This is a genomic window from Agrobacterium radiobacter (assembly GCF_040801995.1).
GTDB lineage: Bacteria > Pseudomonadota > Alphaproteobacteria > Rhizobiales > Rhizobiaceae > Agrobacterium > Agrobacterium radiobacter.
The window spans coordinates 1,823,421-1,842,636 of the sequence record NZ_JBEGHX010000002.1 but is presented as its reverse complement, the minus strand read 5'-3'; the positions used below and the strand labels follow the sequence as shown (position 1 = coordinate 1,842,636).

14 protein-coding genes and 6 pseudogenes are annotated in these 19,216 nt (G+C 52.3%); 14 read left to right on the top strand and 6 right to left on the bottom strand.

The annotated features are described in order from the left end of the window. Window positions 1-12: 12 nt before the first annotated feature. The 7 genes from MRBLRC7O_RS22255 (at window position 13) to MRBLRC7O_RS22225 (ending at window position 7,335) form a co-directional block, all read left to right on the top strand. Complete coding sequence (locus tag MRBLRC7O_RS22255; RefSeq protein ID WP_367727665.1) at window positions 13-924, top strand: class I SAM-dependent methyltransferase; 912 nt, start codon at window positions 13-15, stop codon at window positions 922-924. A 229-nt stretch (window positions 925-1,153) separates the two neighbouring features. Next, window positions 1,154-2,614 (top strand): UbiA family prenyltransferase, encoded by a 1,461-nt coding sequence (locus MRBLRC7O_RS22250; RefSeq protein ID WP_367727664.1) that lies wholly within the window; start codon window positions 1,154-1,156, stop codon window positions 2,612-2,614. Next, window positions 2,611-3,948, top strand: a complete 1,338-nt coding sequence (locus tag MRBLRC7O_RS22245; RefSeq protein WP_367727663.1) for an FAD-binding oxidoreductase — start codon at window positions 2,611-2,613, stop codon at window positions 3,946-3,948. The genes MRBLRC7O_RS22250 and MRBLRC7O_RS22245 overlap by 4 nt, the downstream gene beginning before the upstream one ends. An 11-nt stretch (window positions 3,949-3,959) precedes the next feature. Continuing rightward, window positions 3,960-4,697 carry an SDR family NAD(P)-dependent oxidoreductase gene (locus tag MRBLRC7O_RS22240; RefSeq protein ID WP_367727662.1) on the top strand — a complete coding sequence of 246 codons (738 nt, stop codon included), beginning with the start codon at window positions 3,960-3,962 and terminating at the stop codon, window positions 4,695-4,697. Beyond that, the gene (locus tag MRBLRC7O_RS22235) at window positions 4,697-5,629 is read left to right on the top strand and encodes an NAD-dependent epimerase/dehydratase family protein (protein ID WP_367727661.1); all 933 of its coding nucleotides are present in this window, start codon (window positions 4,697-4,699) and stop codon (window positions 5,627-5,629) included. The genes MRBLRC7O_RS22240 and MRBLRC7O_RS22235 overlap by 1 nt, the downstream gene beginning before the upstream one ends. A 9-nt stretch (window positions 5,630-5,638) precedes the next feature. Next, on the top strand, window positions 5,639-6,922 hold the full coding sequence (locus MRBLRC7O_RS22230; RefSeq protein WP_112636027.1) for an NAD(P)/FAD-dependent oxidoreductase: 1,284 nt from the start codon (window positions 5,639-5,641) through the stop codon (window positions 6,920-6,922). Continuing rightward, complete coding sequence (locus MRBLRC7O_RS22225) at window positions 6,919-7,335, top strand: GtrA family protein (RefSeq protein WP_367727659.1); 417 nt, start codon at window positions 6,919-6,921, stop codon at window positions 7,333-7,335. The genes MRBLRC7O_RS22230 and MRBLRC7O_RS22225 overlap by 4 nt, the downstream gene beginning before the upstream one ends. Before the next feature lie 125 nt (window positions 7,336-7,460). On the opposite strand, the gene MRBLRC7O_RS22220 is transcribed toward MRBLRC7O_RS22225, so the two are convergent. The 3 genes from MRBLRC7O_RS22220 to MRBLRC7O_RS22210 form a co-directional block, all read right to left on the bottom strand. Continuing rightward, window positions 7,461-7,994, bottom strand: coding sequence for a hypothetical protein (locus MRBLRC7O_RS22220; protein ID WP_367727658.1), 534 nt, complete (start codon window positions 7,992-7,994; stop codon window positions 7,461-7,463). 10 nt (window positions 7,995-8,004) lie between these two features. Next, window positions 8,005-9,594: a hypothetical protein gene (locus MRBLRC7O_RS22215; protein WP_367727657.1), complete on the bottom strand. Its 1,590-nt coding sequence runs from the start codon at window positions 9,592-9,594 to the stop codon at window positions 8,005-8,007. Window positions 9,595-9,769: 175 nt separating this feature from the next. Next, window positions 9,770-10,021, bottom strand: coding sequence for a hypothetical protein (locus MRBLRC7O_RS22210; protein WP_367727656.1), 252 nt, complete (start codon window positions 10,019-10,021; stop codon window positions 9,770-9,772). Window positions 10,022-10,137: 116 nt separating this feature from the next. Between MRBLRC7O_RS22210 and MRBLRC7O_RS22205 the strand changes: the two are divergent. From MRBLRC7O_RS22205 to MRBLRC7O_RS22190, 4 genes and pseudogenes are all read left to right on the top strand, one after another. Continuing rightward, window positions 10,138-10,928: pseudogene (locus MRBLRC7O_RS22205) on the top strand (integrase core domain-containing protein). A 291-nt stretch (window positions 10,929-11,219) separates the two neighbouring features. Continuing rightward, window positions 11,220-11,879 carry an O-methyltransferase gene (locus MRBLRC7O_RS22200; protein ID WP_367727655.1) on the top strand — a complete coding sequence of 220 codons (660 nt, stop codon included), beginning with the start codon at window positions 11,220-11,222 and terminating at the stop codon, window positions 11,877-11,879. Between the two features lie 48 nt (window positions 11,880-11,927). Further along, window positions 11,928-13,487: a DUF8728 domain-containing protein gene (locus tag MRBLRC7O_RS22195; RefSeq protein ID WP_367727654.1), complete on the top strand. Its 1,560-nt coding sequence runs from the start codon at window positions 11,928-11,930 to the stop codon at window positions 13,485-13,487. 151 nt (window positions 13,488-13,638) lie between these two features. Then, window positions 13,639-13,749: pseudogene (locus MRBLRC7O_RS22190) on the top strand (IS110 family transposase); the annotation flags it as partial. Between the two features lie 238 nt (window positions 13,750-13,987). On the opposite strand, the pseudogene MRBLRC7O_RS22185 reads toward MRBLRC7O_RS22190, so the two are convergent. After that, window positions 13,988-14,251 (bottom strand): annotated as a pseudogene (locus tag MRBLRC7O_RS22185) (transposase); the annotation flags it as partial. A gap of 98 nt (window positions 14,252-14,349) precedes the next feature. On the opposite strand from MRBLRC7O_RS22185, the pseudogene MRBLRC7O_RS22180 reads away from it, so the two are divergent. Continuing rightward, window positions 14,350-15,350, top strand: a pseudogene (locus tag MRBLRC7O_RS22180) (IS3 family transposase); the annotation flags it as partial. 238 nt (window positions 15,351-15,588) lie between these two features. Here the strand turns inward: MRBLRC7O_RS22180 and MRBLRC7O_RS22175 are convergent. Next, the gene (locus tag MRBLRC7O_RS22175; RefSeq protein WP_367727653.1) at window positions 15,589-16,737 is read right to left on the bottom strand and encodes an IS110 family RNA-guided transposase; all 1,149 of its coding nucleotides are present in this window, start codon (window positions 16,735-16,737) and stop codon (window positions 15,589-15,591) included. A gap of 246 nt (window positions 16,738-16,983) precedes the next feature. Here MRBLRC7O_RS22175 and MRBLRC7O_RS22170 point away from each other — a divergent pair. Together MRBLRC7O_RS22170 and MRBLRC7O_RS22165 are read left to right on the top strand one after the other, a co-directional pair. Continuing rightward, window positions 16,984-17,100, top strand: a pseudogene (locus MRBLRC7O_RS22170) (transposase domain-containing protein); the annotation flags it as partial. Window positions 17,101-17,127: 27 nt separating this feature from the next. Continuing rightward, a pseudogene (locus MRBLRC7O_RS22165) lies at window positions 17,128-17,658 on the top strand (IS110 family transposase); the annotation flags it as partial. Between the two features lie 45 nt (window positions 17,659-17,703). Here MRBLRC7O_RS22165 and MRBLRC7O_RS22160 read toward each other — a convergent pair. Next, a complete protein-coding gene (locus MRBLRC7O_RS22160) occupies window positions 17,704-19,188 on the bottom strand; it encodes a hypothetical protein (protein WP_367727651.1) in 1,485 nt (494 codons plus the stop codon). Between the last annotated feature and the right edge of the window lie 28 nt (window positions 19,189-19,216).

The following is a 19,216-nucleotide window of genomic DNA, read 5'->3' as shown; positions in this document are numbered from 1 at the left end:
GGACCCTTTGCTATGTGGCTGGTGCGCGCTATGCAACCGAGACGCATAGTTGAGTTGGGAACACATCACGGCTATTCCTATTTCTGTTTCTGTCAGGCAGTAGAGGCCGACAACCTAGCAGCAGACTGCTTTGCCGTCGACACTTGGGCAGGCGACGAACATGCGGGCTATTATGACGACAGCGTATACACCGCAGTTCGCGCAGAAAACGAGAAATATAGTAGATTTAGCACGCTCTTGAAAAAAACTTTCGCTGAGGCGCTAGAAGACATTCCAGATGCATCTGTTGATTTGCTACACGTAGACGGGAGACACTTTTATAACGACGTAAGAGAAGATTTTGAATCATGGATCCCGAAACTATCGAACCGTGCGATCGTACTTTTCCATGATACCGAAGTGCGTGAACGGGATTTTGGGGTTTGGCGATACTGGTCAGAGCTTGCACCTAAACATCCCTCGTTGAACTTCACTTATCAACATGGTCTTGGCGTCCTTTTTTGGGGGGAACAGATCGCAGATGGCTTAAAGTCATTTGCAGCATTGATTGGTCATGAAGATTCACGCACGCTAATTGCGGACTATTTTGAAGTGCAAGGGGAAGCGTTCGTACAAAGACGCGAACACGAACGGTTATCACAAGAACTCACGGCTAGCGCGGACAGGTTGCGCTCCGAGCTTGAAGCTACCCAGCAAAATCTAACCGAGTTGACGTCGGCGCTAACTTCTGCACAAGAAGAACTTGCCGGGGCTAGATCGGAACTCGCTCAAGCCCGACGTTATCCACTACGACAACTAAAAGCAAAAATGGAGTTCAAAGTATTGCGACTACTCGCAAAGGCTGAGCGATTTATTTCGGTGGAAGCTGCCGAAAGGTTTCGGCGTTCGGCGATGAAACGCGATCCCGACCGCTCAGGCCATTGATCTCGGAAGAAACTAAAGTTTTCTGCGGAAATCTGGAGTAGTTTCTGTTTTTTTCGGCATTGAAGAGCCTGCTTTTCAACAGACAATTCAATGGCAAATTTAATGATCAAAGATAAGTGTGAGCGTTGCCTGCTTCCAAGACATCTGAGGAAAGTTACGCCGCCTCTATAGAGTTTTATTTGTTTTCGCCTTATAGGGGGCATAAGCGCGGCGCAGGATACGAAAGCATATGCACAACTCAATCTCATGCATGCAAGCCGGATTTGATATGCCGAATCTGCTACCTATCGCTGTAGATCTTGATGGTACATTGGTTCTTTCCGATACGCTTCACGAGACAGCCGCGATCGCTCTGTTCCGTCGCCCGCTCGGACTTTTACGCTCGCTGCCAGCGCTTGCCAAAGGGCGTCATATTTTCAAGGGCACGCTTTCAAAGGAGGTCGATGTCACAGAGGAGATTTTTCCACTGCGGGAAAACCTTGTAAAATGGCTGCGAGAGAAAGCTGCCGAAGGCCATGAACTACATTTGTGTTCTGCCGCAGACCAGACAATCGTTGACAAGATAGCACAGCGCCTGGGTATTTTCAGTTCGGCCACTGGCTCGGCAAAAACAAATCTGAAGGGCAAAGCAAAGGCCCAGTACCTCACGGAGCGTTTTCCTGAAGGGTTCATTTATGTCGGCGATCACGCGGTTGACATGCCGGTCTGGGAGGCCTCGCAGGGGATAGTACTCGCCGGAGTAAGTACCGAAGTTGCCCGACGGGCGAGGTCGCTTGGCAAACCAGTTATCAAGGAGTTCGAGACGCCGCCGCTCACACTTAAGGAGTTCCTGAAGGCAATACGCGCCCATCATTGGACCAAGAACATACTGATGTTCGTGCCTCTAGTACTGGCGCACGAGTGGTCGAACCTGCCCTTGATACTGGAAACTATACTGGGATTTTTTTGCCTGCTGGCTGTTACCTCCGCGACCTATCTACTGAATGATATTGCAGACCTCAATGCCGACCGACAGCATTGGTCCAAGCGTAACCGTGCATTGGCTAGCGGACGCCTTTCCATTTCCTCGGGTTTCATGATGGCATTCGGACTGCTGCTTGGGGGATTTCTCGTTGCGTGTCTGGTGTCATGGGAGTTTGCCGCCGTTCTCTTCGCCTACCTCCTGATCACCGGCTCCTACTCGCTGAGACTCAAACGGGTGCCGTTGTTGGATACCATGATCATAGGTGTGTTATTTACCACTCGCCTCATCATGGGCAGCACGCTTCTCGACAATCCTCGGCCGGCTTGGCTCCTTACATTCGCCGTTTTTTTCTTTTTCTCCTTGGCAACCGCCAAGCGACACACTGAAATTGTGCGCGCCGCATCAAGTGGGGCCTCAAGTTTGAAGAGTCGCGGTTATGAACTCGAGGACGCCACACTGACGCTAGCTCTGGGTGTCAGTTCTGCAATGGCGTCGCTCGTCGTCTTCATGATCTTCATTCTTCAGGAATTGACGCCAGGGCTAGCCTATACATATCCGGTTTTTCTCACGGGCATATCGTTGGTTCTGGCAATCTGGCTCGGCCGTATATGGCTTTTATCACATCGAGGTCAGATGAACGATGATCCTGTCAGCTTCGCCATTCGCGATCGCGTGAGCATCGGGCTCGGCGTCTTAATCGCCTTGCTGTTTCTGGTGGCTTTATGACGAAGTTCAGCCGGCAAGATGACTTCCGTTCCTGGGGCAGTGTCATTAAAGCCTGCCATCATGTTGCGTACCCCATCTGGCGCGATCAGCTGAAAGCCACGGTGCTGAATGGCCGACAAGAAGGCCTGTTTCTACTTGGTGCGGGTTTGAGGCGGTCGTACGGCGACAGCGGCCTCAATCCAGACGGCGGTATGATCGATATGACCGGCGTCGACAAGATAATTCATTTCGATCCACAGACCCGCGTTCTGCGTGCGGAAGCCGGCATCTCCTTCGATAGCCTGCTTCAGATCATCGTGCGCCAGGGTTTCTTCTTACCCGTGACCCCCGGAACACGTTTTGTAACGCTGGGCGGCGCAGTCGCCAATGATGTGCACGGCAAGAACCATCACATCAATGGCGCGATAGGGCGCTGGGTTCGGCGACTTGGACTCCTGCGTTCAAACGGAGAAGAACTCGAACTTTCATCAACGATGAAACCTGACCTGTTTGCTGCAACAATAGGAGGACTTGGCCTTACCGGTCTAATAACTTGGGTGGAGTTGGAACTTCTTGCGGTTGAGAGCGCGATGATCGACGCGGAGAACATTCCGTTTGAAAACATCGATTCCTTCTTCACGCTAGCCAAGGAAAGTGAGCATAGGTTCGATTACACCGTCTCTTGGGTAGATTGTCTGGCTAGAGGCGCATCGCTGGGGCGTGGCGTCTTTTCGCGGGGCAACCATGCGAAGCATGGTTCACGCTTGCCGGACAATGGCAATACCAAATTTACCTTTCCGATGAATCTACCCAGATTCGCGATGAACAGCTATTCCATAAAAATCTTTAATGAACTCTATTACTGGAACGGCAAGCGTAAAGCCGGCCCTGCGCGGATAGGCCTGCACCCGTTCTTTTACCCTCTGGATTCGATTGGTCGCTGGAACCGCCTTTATGGCAGGAGCGGTATGTATCAGTATCAGTCTGTTGTGCCACCGAACGCCCAGGTCGATGCCAGCAGGGCGATGCTGAAGGCGATTTCCGATAGCGGACAAGGCTCATTTCTCGCCGTTTTGAAGACATTTGGCTCAGCCAAATCGCCCGGTCTTTTGTCTTTTCCCAAGGAGGGCACCACGCTGGCGCTCGATTTCCCAAACTATGGCGAAGATACATTAAAGCTAATGGAAAAGCTCGATGCTATCGTGTTGGAAGCCGGTGGTCGACTTTACCCCGCCAAAGACGGGCGGATGTCGGCAGAGATGTTCCAAAAGGGTTATCCCGCATGGGAAGAATTCGCTAAACACGTCGACAACGGATTCAGCTCGCATTTCTGGCGGCGCGTATCGCAAATATAAAGGACTAAAAATTGCGCGTCATCATTTTGGGTGCGACCTCGGCGATCGCGACTTGCACGGCTCGCCTCTACGCCAAAGAAGGGGCGTCGATCCTTCTCGTCGGACGTGACGAAAACCATCTGTCGCAGATCGCTGTTGATTTGAAGGCACGGGGTGCGGAAAACACGGCCGTTGCCATTAGCGATCTTGCGGCCTGTAACGATGTAACAAGCCTATTCGGCGGTTTTGTAGAACAGCTAGGCGGTGTCGATCATGTGCTCATCGCCCACGGTATCCTTGGGGATCAAAGCGCAGCCGAACGAGATATCCCGGCTGCAGAAGAAATCTTGCGGGTCAACTTTAATTCCGCGGCGGTATGGTCGCTGGTGGCGGCCAATGTGCTTGAGGCCCAAGGGCGTGGCAGCCTTGTCGTCATCGGCTCAGTTGCCGGCGATCGTGGCCGACGTGCAAACTTCATCTATGGCTCGGCGAAGGCTGGACTCGAAGTATTGGTGGCGGGCATCGCCCATCGCTTTGGCAACAAGGGCCCCCGTGCGGTTCTGATAAAACCGGGCCCGACGATGACGCCGATGACCGAAGGGATGGACCGCAAGGGTGTGCTTTGGGCAAAGCCTGAACAGATTGCCGCTATAATCCATGCCAGTGCTTATCGTGGTGGGCCTATCACCTATGCCCCGGGTTTCTGGCGCTACATTATGCTGATCATCCGCAATCTGCCGACAGCGCTATTCAATAGAATGGAACTCTAATGCCGAAGATCGTTGTCACTGGCGCCGCAGGCCTTGTCGGCCAAAACGTAATTGCCAGGCTCAAGACCAACCCCGACCTGAAAATCGTCGGGATCGATAAACACCCGGGCAATACGGCGCTGCTGCGTAAACTTCATCCGGAAATCGAAGTGATCAATGCTGATCTTGCTGTCGAAGGCCCGTGGATGGATGCGTTTGCAGACGCGGATTGTGTGCTTCTTAATCAAGCCCAGATCGGTGGTCTGGTAGAGCAGGAATTTATTGACAACAACATCACAGCCACGGAGAAAATTGTCGAGGCGATGCGCCGACACCGCACGCCCTATTTTGTCCACATCTCATCCTCCGTCGTCAATTCGAAGGCCGACGATTTTTATACACGGTCGAAAACCGCGCAGGAGCAATTCATCAACACCGTAAACGACATACCGCATGTCGTGTTGCGCCCGACGCTGATGTTTGGCTGGTTTGACCGCAAACATCTCGGCTGGTTGCGCCGTTTCATGGATCGTGTGCCCGTTTTCCCAATCCCAGGCGATGGTAAGTTCATTCGCCAACCGCTTTACGCGGGCGATTTTGCCAAGATCATCATTTCATCGATCAATAATAAAAAGACCGGCACCTACGACATCTCCGGTCTGGAACAGACCGACTACGGCGATGTCATCCGGCTGATCCACCACACGGTAAAACCAAAAGCCCGTATCGTGCACATTCCCTATCGGCTTTTCTGGTGGCTATTGTTCGTTTATGGAAAGCTTTCGAAAAAACCGCCGTTCACCACCAGCCAGCTTGAGGCGCTTGTGATACCCGAGACTTTCGCAGTGATCGACTGGCCGGCAATTTTTAACGTGGAGGCAACGCCACTTAAGACGGCAATTGCGGAAAGCTACCTCGATCCTCGTTACAGCAAGATCGTGCTGGATTTTTAGGAGAAGACGATGAGCCGTGTTGTAATCATCGGCGCCGGCGCCATGGGGCTTGCAGCCGCGCATCGTGCGGCGCAACTAGGGCATGAGGTCGATCTGATCGAGGCTGATTCCGTACCGGGCGGCATGGCGGCGCACTTCGATTTCCGCGGCTTGTCTATCGAACGATTTTATCACTTCGTCTGCAAATCCGACGAGCCGACATTCAAGCTAATGGACGAACTCGGTATTGGCGGGAAGATGCGGTGGCGTCCGACTTCGATGGGTTATTTCATCAAAGGAAAAATCCACCCATGGGGTGATCCGTTTTCCCTGCTGCGCTTCCCGCATCTGAGCCTGATCGCAAAAGTTCGTACCGGTTTGCAGATGTTTTTGACGACCAAGACGAATAATTTTGCCTCCATCGAGCACAAGACAGCGCGCAAGTGGCTGGAGGGCGGCTCAGGCAAGGAAGTCTATAACACGCTTTGGAAGCGGCTTATGGACCTGAAATTCTACGAACTAGCTGACAGCATTTCAGCTTCATGGATCGCCACCCGCGTGCGCCGCATAGGCAATTCACGCAGATCGATTTTTCAGGAAGAACTGGGCTACATTGACGGAGGCAGTCAGACGCTTGTGGATGCGCTGGTGTCCGCCTATACGGAAAAAGGCGGCCGCATGCATCTGGGGACTGCGGTCAACAAGGTTGAGACAGAAAACGGCAGGGTCACCGGCGTCACCGTCGGCAGCCGCTTCTTCGAGGCCGACGCGGTTATATCCACCGTACCAACGCCTCTGATCTCGAAGATGATACCGGATCTGCCGGAAGCGTCGAAAGCGCAATATGACGCCATTCGTAATATTGGCGTGGTCTGCCTGATCTTTCGTCTGAAAAAGTCGATAAGCAAGCATTTCTGGATCAATATCGTCGACGACAATATCGAAATCCCAGGAGTAATCGAGTTTTCCAATCTCCGCCCAGTCGAAAACACGGTGGTCTATGTACCCTATTATATGCCGGTGACACAGGCAAAATGGCATTGGAGCGACCAACAGTTCATAGACGAAGCTTTCGGTTATATCCGCAGGGTGAACCCGCAGATTGCGCAGAGCGATCTGATTGATGCAAAGGTCGGCCGCCTAAAACATGCGCAACCGGTCTGCGAACCGGATTTTCGCAAAAAGCTGCCGCCAATCGAGACGCCGATCTCCGGCCTGCAGATTGCTGATACCTGCTATTATTACCCGGAAGATCGCGGTATCGCAGAAAGTGTCCGCTATGGCCGCATGATGGCGGAATCCATAAGAAAATGAAGACGCTGCTTGCGAATTATCTGTCGAGGCCGTTCATTCGCTTCGCCATTTCCGGTGGTATTGCGGCGGGCGTGAACATCCTGTCTCGAATTCTGCTTTCGGAGATCATGCCGTATTCCATAGCAGTGACGATCGCTTATCTCTTCGGCATGACTACGGCCTATGTTCTAATGAAGGTGATGGTGTTCGAGGCGTCAGGGCAACGTGTTCACCAGGAATATGTTCGCTTCACCCTCGTGAACGCTGTAGCGTTTGCGCAGGTCTGGCTGGTGAGTATAGGCTTAGCCACGCATTTATTGCCGATGATCGGCTTTGAAAGCCATGCCGAAACGGTCGGTCATATAATCGGAGTTTTGAGCCCTATAGTGACCAGCTACTTTATGCATAAGTATTTTACGTTTTCACCACGTTAGAAAACACTGCATCCTGAATTTAAAGCGATAATTATCTAGTGATTCTTGAGAAATAGCGTGAGGACGCAGCGCGTCCCCTCGTTTTAAAGATTTTAACTTCAACAGCCGTCGTTTATAGAACTTTACTAGTTTTGAATAAGAAGCATATTGATGGTACGTTGCTGTATTTGATCGCCGACCTGAATATGCGCGATATTACCATATGCGGGGTAAGTCCACACCGACATTTGTTCAACGCCCGATTCACGCGTGATCGTGTATTTCAACGGTCCGCGACCGTAATTAATCAGCATGCTCGGATTTAAGTTGATCGAGAGAAAATCATTGTCCTGCGAACCCATCAGTTGGCTTTCGCCATTTGAGCAAAGGTCGGCCTGGCAGACTCTTATTTTAAGGCCACCGTCCGCTTTGCCGCCACCATTCGCAATCTGAACTGCTACTGCGTCCACTCGCATGGTTCCCGGCGTAACTATCGCCCCCACCAAACTCTCACCTTTTTGGAGCGGCAGCGGGGCATTGGAGCTATCGTCCAAAGATGCTCTGATTTCCACAACGCCGTCTCCTCGAACAGGGCAATTATCAGGATACTGATTGCAACCGGCAAGAACGAGATTTAATGCTACGATCGCCCATGATTTAGGCATGACGCTGAACTCCATTTCAATTACATCAAACAACTATACCTAGCATAGCCACCCTGAAAGCAACCATTAGTATGTTTAGAGATATTTGTGCAATCCCAAGATACCCAACAACCTTTCCAGGAAGATTAGTGTACATCCACCAAAAAGAAATTGCCAAAAGAACTGCGGCTAAAGGTTGCAATCCGTGAAGCGCAGGCAGTGCTCTTACGCCAAAGACAGCGACCAACATGCTGCAAGGCAGGACAGCTAGTAGTATGCTTTCCAACGGGGCTTTCCGAACAACCTGCAACCCGCCGAGTAAAGCCGGCACAACGACGAAGGGGCCAACGGCTCCCACCATCCCGACAATCGCTATTTGCGCCCAAGCGTCCGGACTAATCCAAGAAACCGGCATCGGGAGAAATGCGTCTCGCAAATTTAATACTCGCGCAAAGACAGCGTCTTGTAGACTTGCGGCATGTAAATTCTGATTCACCAAATCCGAAGGAATTTGGAGATATATCCGAGTCCAGATGAACCACGGAATCAAAATCAGCGACATGCTTATAATAAACGGAATAGAACTTCGCTTCATGGATGAAACGGAACGACCGCTGCAGAGCAAATATAATGAGAAACAAAAGCAATATACTATCGCGTAAGGGTGAGACCAATAGGCCGCCCCTGCTAGTAGGCCAGCAACGTAGTAGTGACGCCGTTTCAGCAGCATAAATCCACTTAGTATCAAGAAAAACCCTGCAAGCGATTTTGGCCATACGAACAAAGTCTGACCCAGGAAATATGGGCTCGTCGCGAAAGCGACGCAAGAAAGCATTGCCAATTCAATAGGCAGTTTAAGACGCTGCAGCACCAGCACAAACGCCAGAATCAACGCGGCGTTAAACACCACCGCAAGCCTCAGGAAGCTTCGATAGCTTACGTCGTCGCCCAGAATTCCGACGTTGGGCCAGCGCGTTCCCACATACCGAAACTTTGGTAACGGCTCGACCCGCTGGGATGGCGGGTGTAATGCGGCATGAATGGGAATGGCCGCTAATGAAAGCAAAATGGGCCGGTTAGACAGCTCTTGACCTGGCATCAGCGGACGCTCTTTCGCAAACTGAATGTCACGAAGGAGAAATTCGGCTGCAACAAAAGGGATATAGTTGTCTGCAGGAAAATCGCCGAGGATACGTTGTATCTTAACGTGCAAGTTTTCGCTCTTTATCACATAGGCGCCATCAGGAAGCGGATTTGGCATTGTGACAGGAACAAAGGTCGCACCAAGTGACAGCCAAGCTATGCACGCCCAACTGCAAAGCCCCAGGAGGGTCCAGCGTTGAGATCCAACCAACAACCGCGCCAACACGTTTCTACGCCAGCACTGCAGAACGGATAGAAACAAAATCCCCACCAAGCCGGTTCTAGCGTTAATTCCATACGGCCAGGGCAACGAAACAACCATCACGCCAAGCAAGGCGAAGCAAAGTATACCAAAAGCTACGGAATAGGTGAGGAGCGTCAGGCCCTCGATTTGGCGTCCCTTGCTCGACAGACCCAGCAAAGCGGAACCTGTCGTCACCAGAAGCATGATGGCTAATGTAGACACAAAAACATCAGAAATAACAGTAAGCAAACTCTTCCCCCAGCGCGGAACTTATGTCCGGAACCTCGGCACGCTCCATTGAAACGAAGACACAGATCCTCTTTATATTGTCTGAGAATCTACGCTCCAGTTTGACAGCAACCCCTCGCTGTTTTTAACAGGAATTTTGATGGGCAAGAAGATTCGGCCCTAGAACCAGTTGTCGTCAAAAATTTTCAACGGGATTGAGTGTCGGAGACTTCATCGGCACCGCCGGAATGAATATGTTTTCGCGCAAAATGAGATTATCGAGAAATGCCAGTCGGTCTGACCCGATCAGAATAGCGCGATCATCAGCAGCAACGTCGCTAGATATTTCGTATCCGTTCGGTGAAGGTCGCAGAGATAGAAGCAAGCCAGCTATTCTCGCGGCAATGCCCCCAAATTCTTCGACTGTCAAGCCTGTCAGCGTCGGCATTTTCCCAATCGAAGAATTTTTTATCATGAATGAGAGCTGGCTCGGGAAAACTGCACAGCCAGGATAAGTGGAATTTCTGCCTGACTTCGGCTTAGATGCCGGGAACAGGAGATACCATGACGAGACGACCGCGCCGGAACCATAGCCCGGCTTTCAAGGCGAAGGTGGCACTTGCCGCCATCCGAGGTGAGCAGACGCTGGTGGAGTTGTCCCAGCAGTTCGATATGCACGCCAACCAGATCAAGCAATGGAAAGACCAGCTCCTTGAGGGGCGACAGGCGTTTTTGGTGATGAAGAAGGCGGAGCCAGTGGGTCCGGCCGTCGACGTCAAAACGCTGCACGCCAAGATCGGCGAACTGACACTGGAGAACGATTTTTTATCCGGTGCGCTCCGCGAGACGGGATTGCTGGGCGGAAAGAAATGATCGACCGCGAGCACAAATTGTCGGTCGCACGCCAGGCGAAGCTTCTCGGCTTCAGCCGTAGAAGCTTATATTATCTACCGCGTCCAGTGTCCGACGGCGATCTGACCTTGATGCGGCGGATCTGCATCGCAGCAGTCGAGGAAGCGCTGGCCCGTTATGGCAAGCCCGACATATTCAATACCGTCCAGGGTTCGCAATTCACCTCGATGGACGTCACGGCGGTGCTGAAGAAGGCGGATATCGCCATCTCGATAGATGGCAAGGGTGCGTGGCGGGACAACGTCTTCGTCGAGCGGCTCTGGCGTTCGATCAAATACGAGGAGGTATACCTTCATGCCTACAAGACCGTATCCGAGGCCCGCGTCGGCGTCGGCCGCTATCTGACCTTTTACAATACTCGACGCCCACATTCATCCCTTGACCGGCAGGCACCGGATAAGGCCTACTTCAACGCGCTGACACCAATGATGGTGGCGGCATAATCGAGGCGGAAATCCACTTAATGAAACGCCCGAAACTGTTCAAACAAACCGAGCCACCTCTTCCCTCGGCTATCTGGAGAAGGAGCGTGACGTAGACGCACCAAAGCGCAGCCGAGCGCTTGAGCACCGGCCACCAATTGTGGATCAACATAAGGGTGCCCTGATTGTGCGTTGTGGGTGCCTGGTTACGCTACCGCCACCACTCGTTGTTTTTCGATTGCCCCCGACCGACAACGCAGCTAATCGAGTTAATCGCACCTGTTTGGTTTATAGTGCGCTGGGGAGGCAGTTTTGAGCGACGGTTTTTTGCATCGGTATTTTCTAAACAATGGCCACAAGCGCCTGCATAAGTGGGTTCATTATTTCGATGCCTATGAGCACCACTTTGAAAGATTCCGCGGCAAGAAACCGACTGTGCTTGAAATCGGCGTATTTGGCGGCGGATCTCTTGCGATGTGGAGCGAGTACTTTGGTGATGGCGCAAACATCATCGGCCTCGATATCAACGCTGAATGCAAGGCGCATGAGGCCGATGGCATCAAGATTTACATTGGCAGCCAGGACGACCCTGCCGTTATTGAAGCAATCCTAAAGGAAAACCCAACGATCGACATTGTAATCGATGATGGCAGCCATCGGATGGATCACTTAGTGGCGACGTTCGGTCTTCTGTATGATCGAATTTCGCCCAAAGGCGTTTATTTCGTGGAAGATACCCACACATGTTACTGGCCGGAGTACCAAGGTGGGCTCAACGAGCCGAATTCTTTCATGGAATTCACCAAGGCAAAACTTGATGAGATTAATGCAGTTCACACCAGAGGCGCTCTGGATGTGTCTGCGTTCACAAAATCGACTCGTTCGATAACGATCTACGACAGCATCTGCGTTTTCGAAAAAGCACCTCAAGGGCAGAGGCAGGCCCCGATTACAGAGCCTATGCATTCGTAATTGCCAACCCTGAGCGCCATCAGCAATTCTGAGCCTAAGGAAAATTCGATGCTCGCCTCGCGCCAATCCACAGCACTCCGAATTGCAACCCACGCAGAGAGACGTGTTCTCTGGGGTTTCATCATCATCGCGGTTTCGGTGCGTCTCCTATACTGGTTCTACACGGGCAGAATCTGGGAAGACGCCCTAATTACACTGACGCCCGCGAGGAACCTGTGGGAAGGTTTTGGCCTGACCCACCATTTCAGCGAGCCGAGAGTTCACAGCTTCACATCTCCTATCAGCGTTTTAATCCCGGTTATAGGCGAAGCATTCGGGCAGGGTATCCTCTTAATCCAGATCTGCAGCCTATTTGCTGCGGCGATCACAATACTAATTGCGCACAAAATCTGCGTGCATCTCCAGATCGGGCTGCCGGGGCAGATTTTTGCCTTAGCCTTTCTGAGCTTCAACCATCTCCACATTTTTTTTGGCATGACGGGGATGGAAACGCAGATAGCAACTTGCGCACTGCTGTCCGCCTTCTACTTTTTCTTGACTTCTCAATGGGCTCGATTGGGTCTGGCCATGGGTTTTTGTATGCTCTGCCGGCCCGACTTTATTATTCCATGCTTCGTCATTGGGGCTTGGGTTTTGATATCTAATCCTCGGAAGGCAGCCATCGTCGCGGCGCTTGGAACCTTAGTTTATTTGCCATGGCTGGTATTTACCGCGATTTACTACGGATCACCGATCCCCAACACGATTCTTGCTAAATCGCTTTCCGGCCGAAATGGTTTGTCGGCAAACCTTTGGGATGCGATCAGCTACTCGATGTCATCGTGGCGGGACTTTGCTCCTTTTCTCGAATATTTCGCATCAGCAACCACATTACCATCGGGAATTTTTCTCTCTGTTGTCGTCGCCTGTATTTTCATTGGAGGAATCGGCGCGGTCTATGGATCGTCAAAGAATATCCGGTTTTTCGCAGTAGTCGCCGCAGTGGCCTTATTTTTCGCATATCGGGCGTTTTCGGTCAGAAACTCTTATTTCATGTGGTATATCCCACCGTTTACCGCCCTTTTTGCAATATCTGTGGCCGCTGGCATCGCGGCCATAAGTCACCGGAGCCGTCACGCAGCGATAGCGATATCGGTCGCTCTGTCCGTCGCCTATATCGCGCCCCTCCCGTTCATGACTGAGCTGGATCGTCGCGTTCAAACTGACGTCGAAGAAGCTGTCCGCATCAAGGTTGGGCAAAGACTCAACGAATTGATGACATCCGAAGACACTGTCGTCATGGAGCCATTGGGGTACATTGGCTTCTACGCGCGCAACAAAACAGTCTACGATTACCCAGGGCTCGGGTCAAAGATCGCTGTTGCCGCGATCAAAAATATGCCCATGGAGCCCTCGCTTTCTGCACTGATAGCCTACCTCAAACCGACCTATGCAGTGTTAAGGCCCAGCGAGTTGGACAACCTACGGCAACTTTTCCCTGAAGAGGCGAAAAAATACGCTGAAGTCGACAACTTCAAATCGCCGGCTACGATGAATTTTGAGATAGGCCCGATGTCTTACTGGTGGCGAGGAGACAGCGATTTCTCAATCTTGAAAAGAGCCGAATAGGCCCTTCAGGGGGCTCATTCAGGCCACCACCTTCTGTGTCTACGAGCGTCAACTCGTCCTCGTCCTCAGCGGCGAGGACTGCATCCTTCAGGTCTCTGGCGTGCTGGATCAGTGCGGCTGTATATGCCCCTACAGCCGTTGCGAGAGTATGCACCCTAACAAAGCTGTTGTAGCGCTTGCCGCCAAAATGGCCCGGATCGTCTGGGTCGTCCTGACCAAGCCTGGAGCGCTTTACGAACGCAGAGATCCTGCATTTACCTGACGCTCCTGGTTCGATTGCAAGGCTCGGGATTAGTGATGACGAAACAGTGGATCAACATGCCGTAAGCCCTGTGCAAAAAAGCGGGCTTCGTGCCCGAACCATTTATTGGGAACGGCGTGTGCGGATCTCATCATGGCCTGGCTGCAACCGCAGCCCACTCGCGAGAGGCCGGATACATTTATGCAACTGGAATCGTCATTTACGATGTTGCGTACCCTTGCACGGACGAGGCGGACTATACATTCTTTCCCAAAAGGTCTTTCAAAGCCGCATTGTCCAGCATCGCATCTGCCAGGAGCCGTTTCAGCTTCGTGTTCTCGTCTTCCAGCGTCTTCAATCGCTTGGCTTCGGATACGTCCATGCCGCCGAACTTGGCTTTCCACTTATAGATGCTGACATCGCTGACGCCGTGCTTGCGGCAAAGCTCCGAGACCGGCGTGCCAGCCTCGTGCTCCTTCAGAATGCCGATGATCTGTTCGTCTGTAAAACGATTGCGCTTCATTCCCTGGCCCTCTCAATTGACGTGCCCCCGTTAAATTGGGCCATTTAGAACTGGAATTTTCCACTTATGATCCCTGGTGGGAAAAAGAGGAGAATTCGATGAAGGCCTCGAAGTTTTCGGAAGCGCAGATTGCATTCGTGTTGAAGCAGGCAGAGGATGGCACGCCGATCGGCGAGGTCTGCCGCAAGGCAGGAATTTCGGACGCGACGTTTTACAATTGGCGCAAAAAATACGCGGGCTTGATGCCCTCGGAGATGAAGCGGCTGCGACAGCTTGAGGAAGAGAATGCCAAGCTGAAGCGGATTGTTGCCGACTTGTCACTGGACAAGGCCATGCTGCAGGATGTGCTTTCAAAAAAGCTTTGAGGCCTGCCCGCAAGCGCAAGCTTGTCGACACGATCAAGGCTGACTGGAAGGTTTCGATCCGGCGTGCATGCTCGGTATTGAAAGTCGACCGGTCGCTCTATGTCTACAAGTCCAGGCGTGGCGAGCAGGCCGAGTTGAAGCTCAAGATCAAGGACATCTGCCAGACGCGGGTACGCTACGGCTACAGGCGTGTGCATATCCTTATCAAGCGTGAAGGCTGGCCCGTGAACCCGAAGCGAATCTATCGTCTTTACAAAGAGATGGACCTCCAGCTCCGCAACAAGGTTCCCAAGCGCCGGGTCAAGGCGAAGCTGCGGGCTGACCGCACGGAGCCGACCCATTCCAACCATGTTTGGGCGATGGATTTCGTTCATGACCAACTGGCCACTGGTCGCAAGATCAGGGTTCTGACGGTCGTCGACACTTACTCGCGCTTCTCGCCGGCAGTCGATGCCCGCTTCAGTTACAAGGGGGAGGATGTCGTTCAGACACTAGAGCGGGTCTGCCGCCAGGTCGGATATCCGACGACCATTCGCGTCGATAACGGCAGCGAGTTCATCTCTCGAGACCTTGATCTTTGGGCCTATCACAAGGGTGTCGTGCTCGACTTCTCCCGGCCAGGCAAGCCGACCGACAACAGCTACATCGAGAGTTTCAATGGCAAGTTCCGCGCCGAGTGCCTGAACGCTCACTGGTTCATGACCCTTGACGACGCGCGGGCAAAGATGGAGGATTCCATTTTCATCTTTCCCAAAATTTCTTTCCTTCCGTTATTCGCAGTCGTCTGGCGATCTGGCACCTTGGTGCCTCGACTTGTATGCGGCTGGAGCGATTGCCCCCGACCATAATCCCGATTCATGGTGGCCAGGCGTCTGCTTGAAGCGCGTTACCAAACTACAACTCGGCGTCTGATGTCCATCTCTACGCACGGTAGCCGCGCTTCTGCTTCAACTGCCCGTCGGCAGTGGAACCTTACTTGGCGGCGACAGCTAGTGTAGCCCCTTCAGGGACCTCGCCATCTTCAATGAACCGCCATAATGCTATTGCCAGTTTGCGAGCCAAGGCGACTATTCCGACCTTCCCGGACCGACTTCCATGCCCCGAGAAGCGGGAGCGATACCATCGCGTCAGTTTGCTTTGTGGTTGGTACTTTAGCCAGCACCAGGCCAATTCGACGAGCATCACTCGAGCCTGTTTGTTTCCGGCTTTACTGATGCCTTGATCCCGATGGACCTCCCCACTGGAATAGGGGCTGGGTGACAGTCCGAGGTAAGAGGCCAGATGCTTTCGGTTCTTGAATGTTCTATGGAACACTTCGACGACCAACTGCGTGGCGCCGACTTCGCCGATGCCGTCAAGCTGCTTCAGCACCCTGATCTTCGCGTTGCCGTTGATGGCTCCTTCGGTCTCGCAAGCCTGAATGCGCTCCTTCTCCAAGCTCTTGAGCTGCGAGTGCACGAGATCGAGCCGTTCAAACTGGCGGCAAAGCTCACGGAAGATGAACCGCCCTAATTCCCTGCCATCGCCGGTCCGGATATTCGAAAGTGCCTCCTTCCAGCGTCCTCCCCAAAGACCAGGAACAGAGCGGATACCGTGGAGCACAAGCAAGGCGCGGATACGATTGACGTGCCGCGTGCGCTCCTTCTTCAATTGCGTGCGTTCCCGAGAAAGACGCTTGGCGTCTTCTTCCGCGACTGAGGGCAGCCGAACAGGTCGACAAACCGATCTGTCTCCGAGCAGATATGCCTTCAGCGTGAACACCATCGCTTCGACATCGACGCGATCTGTCTTCACACGTCGGCCTCGTCGCGAAACCAGAAAGCTGGATGGGTCGAGGATTGTAGTATCGATGTCGCGATCGATAAGAAAACGGGCAAGCCAGAAGCCATCATAACCTGCCTCGAAGCAGACCCGCATCGAGCCCACGGCACATCCGTCATGCGACCGAGTTCCTGCCAGGCTTTCGATCCGTCCGAGCGCCGACAGAAGAGCTTCGGCATTACCGCCGGCTACTGCCGTAGTCTGCACCTTATCTGAGCCGGGCAGAAGATAACCGATCAGCCATGTGCGTTGGCTGAGTTCAAGGGCGACATAGCAATCGTTGGCACGTTCGGCGCTCATGATCATCCTCCTTAAAAAGCGGAGGCAGATTATCAAGCTCCGCGGCGAGCTTGCATAGGATCTATAACGAATTCCGGCCACACAGCGCGATAGGCAACAAAGTGCCGATTTCGCTCATGAACGGCTCATCGGCACCACCGTCGCACTGAGTCTTAACCCCGGAAAATTCCAGCTCCCGCTGGCCCAAATTCGGGGAGCACCTCACAATGGGCCAGAGCTTACTTCAAAATGGATTATTTCAACGGGGCAAGGTCAAATTCTGTCGATCCCCAGGCCTGGCTGACGCAGACGCTCGAGCGCCTTGCAAACGGCTGGCCTAGCAGCGAAATCCATACCCTTATGCCGTGGAGCTACAAGGCCTGAACGGCCTCAGCTTGCCGCTTACTTGATTTGCGCACAGCGTCGAGAAAAGCCTGGCTGGCGTTCTCCATTAAATGCCAGCTGACCCGCAAACGGGCACCGACAGTAAAACGCGTGGTGTTTGAAACAGGACCGCTCTCGGTGTGGTTCTATCATGCGCTTAGAGCCGAGGGCCTTCCTGTCATCTGCATTGATGCACGACACGCTAAAGCGGCTCTCGACATGGCGGTGAAAAAAATGTACGCGAACGACGCCGATGGGCTGGCCCATCTGGCGGAAGTGGGATTCTTTCGCGAAGTCCGGGTGAAGGGGTTCGACAGCATGTTAGCGCGCACGCTTGTTGCGGCTCGCACCCAGTTGGTTCACATGACGACCGAACTTTCCAATTAGATCCGCGGCATCATGAAGACGTTCGGTCTGGTCGTCCCAGCCGGCAAAAGAAGTGTATTCGAGAAGAACGTTCGAAATCTACTTTCCAGCCATCCTGATCTCGCCCATATCGTGCTTCCGCTTCTCGATGCACGGAAAGGTCTCCGCGCCCGTGGTGCGGACGTCGGCAAGACGAGGAACAATTTCCCAGTTTAAAAAAGATCGCAGGAAGAACTACTAAGGTTTTAGGCAATCCTTCTCGCATCTTTCCAATATTGAAATTGGGCCGAAGCGCCGAACTTCTCTGAATTGTTCGGCAATGTATTTATCCAATAGGGTGACCCCACTGCTAATTGAGCTTCCATTTTTCTCATCTACATCATCAAAACTGCGATCCTGAAAAATGAATCGAACCTTCCTACGCTTAATATCTTCCATCATTTCAGCTTGGACAACCTCAGTTGTCTGAACTCCAGGATCGTATTGATGCCATCTCGTTGCCGGAAGCCGTTGAGCCAGGAAGTAAAGTGAAATATCGTTTGCAAAGACCTTGTCATGACGTCCGGTAACCGACAGGATTCGCTCATCCGGCAGGGTGTTGGCTGCAATAAATTCTGCAGCGTCCATGACCTCGCCACGGGAGCCGAACGGAAACACTGACGATAATAACTCCGATCGTTTCCCAGATAACAATAAACCCGCGTTCCATCTCGCTTCAACAGTTCTTCCGGTAAAAATAAACGCCACGAGGAGGATTGCTGGCAATGAGAATTTAGCTATCCGACTTAGCTGGGACTTAGGTCTCTTTAACGCATCGATCACTAGAGGCACCAACACGCAGGCCGAAACGCAAGCGATCAACAAATGCTCGGGAGATACGCGAACAAATCCTTTCATGTAAGAGATCACAGTTATAGAAATAAAAACAATGACGCCGATTTGCTTACGGCGACTTTCGCCCGAGTTTCGCAATCGAGTAAACCAAAGCCCGACAAGCGAAAAAAAAACGATTAAAACGGGAGAATAGATAACGATTGTTCGCACAGGGTCCAAACGGAGATCACCCGGTTTTGGGAATGGCAATGATCGCATTTGAACATAGTTTCCTGCGTTGTATGACAAGAGATCATTTAAGGCGGGCTGCAGAATTCCCACCGACCAAAGCGCAAAAGCAGCCCCGACAAGCCACAAAAGCGCAACGGAAGCATTTCTGAAGACAACGGAGAGTGCGGCTGCGAGACCGACTCGCCCCTGAAAAAAATCAATAAATGCGACAATCGCAATCGGGGCGCCGAACACCGCAGCGGCGGCAACCCCAAGATCAAACCGGAAAAGAAATATGAGAGCGGCAATTGCCCACGAAAAATTGGCAATGTGAAGCGGATGATCAACCAGATGCCGCTCCGTTGCGATTCCTCCCGCCAAGAGTAAAACCATACAGGGCATCAAAGAGTAAAGTTCTATGCGATATGAAATCAATAGGAACAATGCCCAAATCAATGAAGTCGATATTATCATTATATTTTTAGCATTGCTTATCGCGCAATAGACCAGAGTCACAATCGCGGCGCTTATCAACGCATCATATACCCTGGATGCGAGCGCCGTTACACCAAAGAATTCATATATTGCTGCCACTACGAAAAATTGGGCTGGGCCATAGTTCGTGTAGAAATCCCTTGATGGCCACTCGCCATGGAGAACCCTATAAGCACCAGTCAAAACTATGCCTTCATCGTATAAATTTAAG

Coding starts and splice junctions, on each gene's coding strand:
- MRBLRC7O_RS22195 (WP_367727654.1), top strand. CDS start 11,928: ATGCTCGCCTCGCGCCAATCCACAGCACTCCGAATTGCAACCCACGCA.
- MRBLRC7O_RS22235 (WP_367727661.1), top strand. CDS start 4,697: ATGCCGAAGATCGTTGTCACTGGCGCCGCAGGCCTTGTCGGCCAAAAC.
- MRBLRC7O_RS22225 (WP_367727659.1), top strand. CDS start 6,919: ATGAAGACGCTGCTTGCGAATTATCTGTCGAGGCCGTTCATTCGCTTC.
- MRBLRC7O_RS22220 (WP_367727658.1), bottom strand. CDS start 7,994: ATGGAGTTCAGCGTCATGCCTAAATCATGGGCGATCGTAGCATTAAAT.
- MRBLRC7O_RS22245 (WP_367727663.1), top strand. CDS start 2,611: ATGACGAAGTTCAGCCGGCAAGATGACTTCCGTTCCTGGGGCAGTGTC.
- MRBLRC7O_RS22255 (WP_367727665.1), top strand. CDS start 13: ATGTGGCTGGTGCGCGCTATGCAACCGAGACGCATAGTTGAGTTGGGA.
- MRBLRC7O_RS22250 (WP_367727664.1), top strand. CDS start 1,154: ATGCACAACTCAATCTCATGCATGCAAGCCGGATTTGATATGCCGAAT.
- MRBLRC7O_RS22175 (WP_367727653.1), bottom strand. CDS start 16,737: ATGAGCGCCGAACGTGCCAACGATTGCTATGTCGCCCTTGAACTCAGC.
- MRBLRC7O_RS22210 (WP_367727656.1), bottom strand. CDS start 10,021: ATGCCGACGCTGACAGGCTTGACAGTCGAAGAATTTGGGGGCATTGCC.
- MRBLRC7O_RS22230 (WP_112636027.1), top strand. CDS start 5,639: ATGAGCCGTGTTGTAATCATCGGCGCCGGCGCCATGGGGCTTGCAGCC.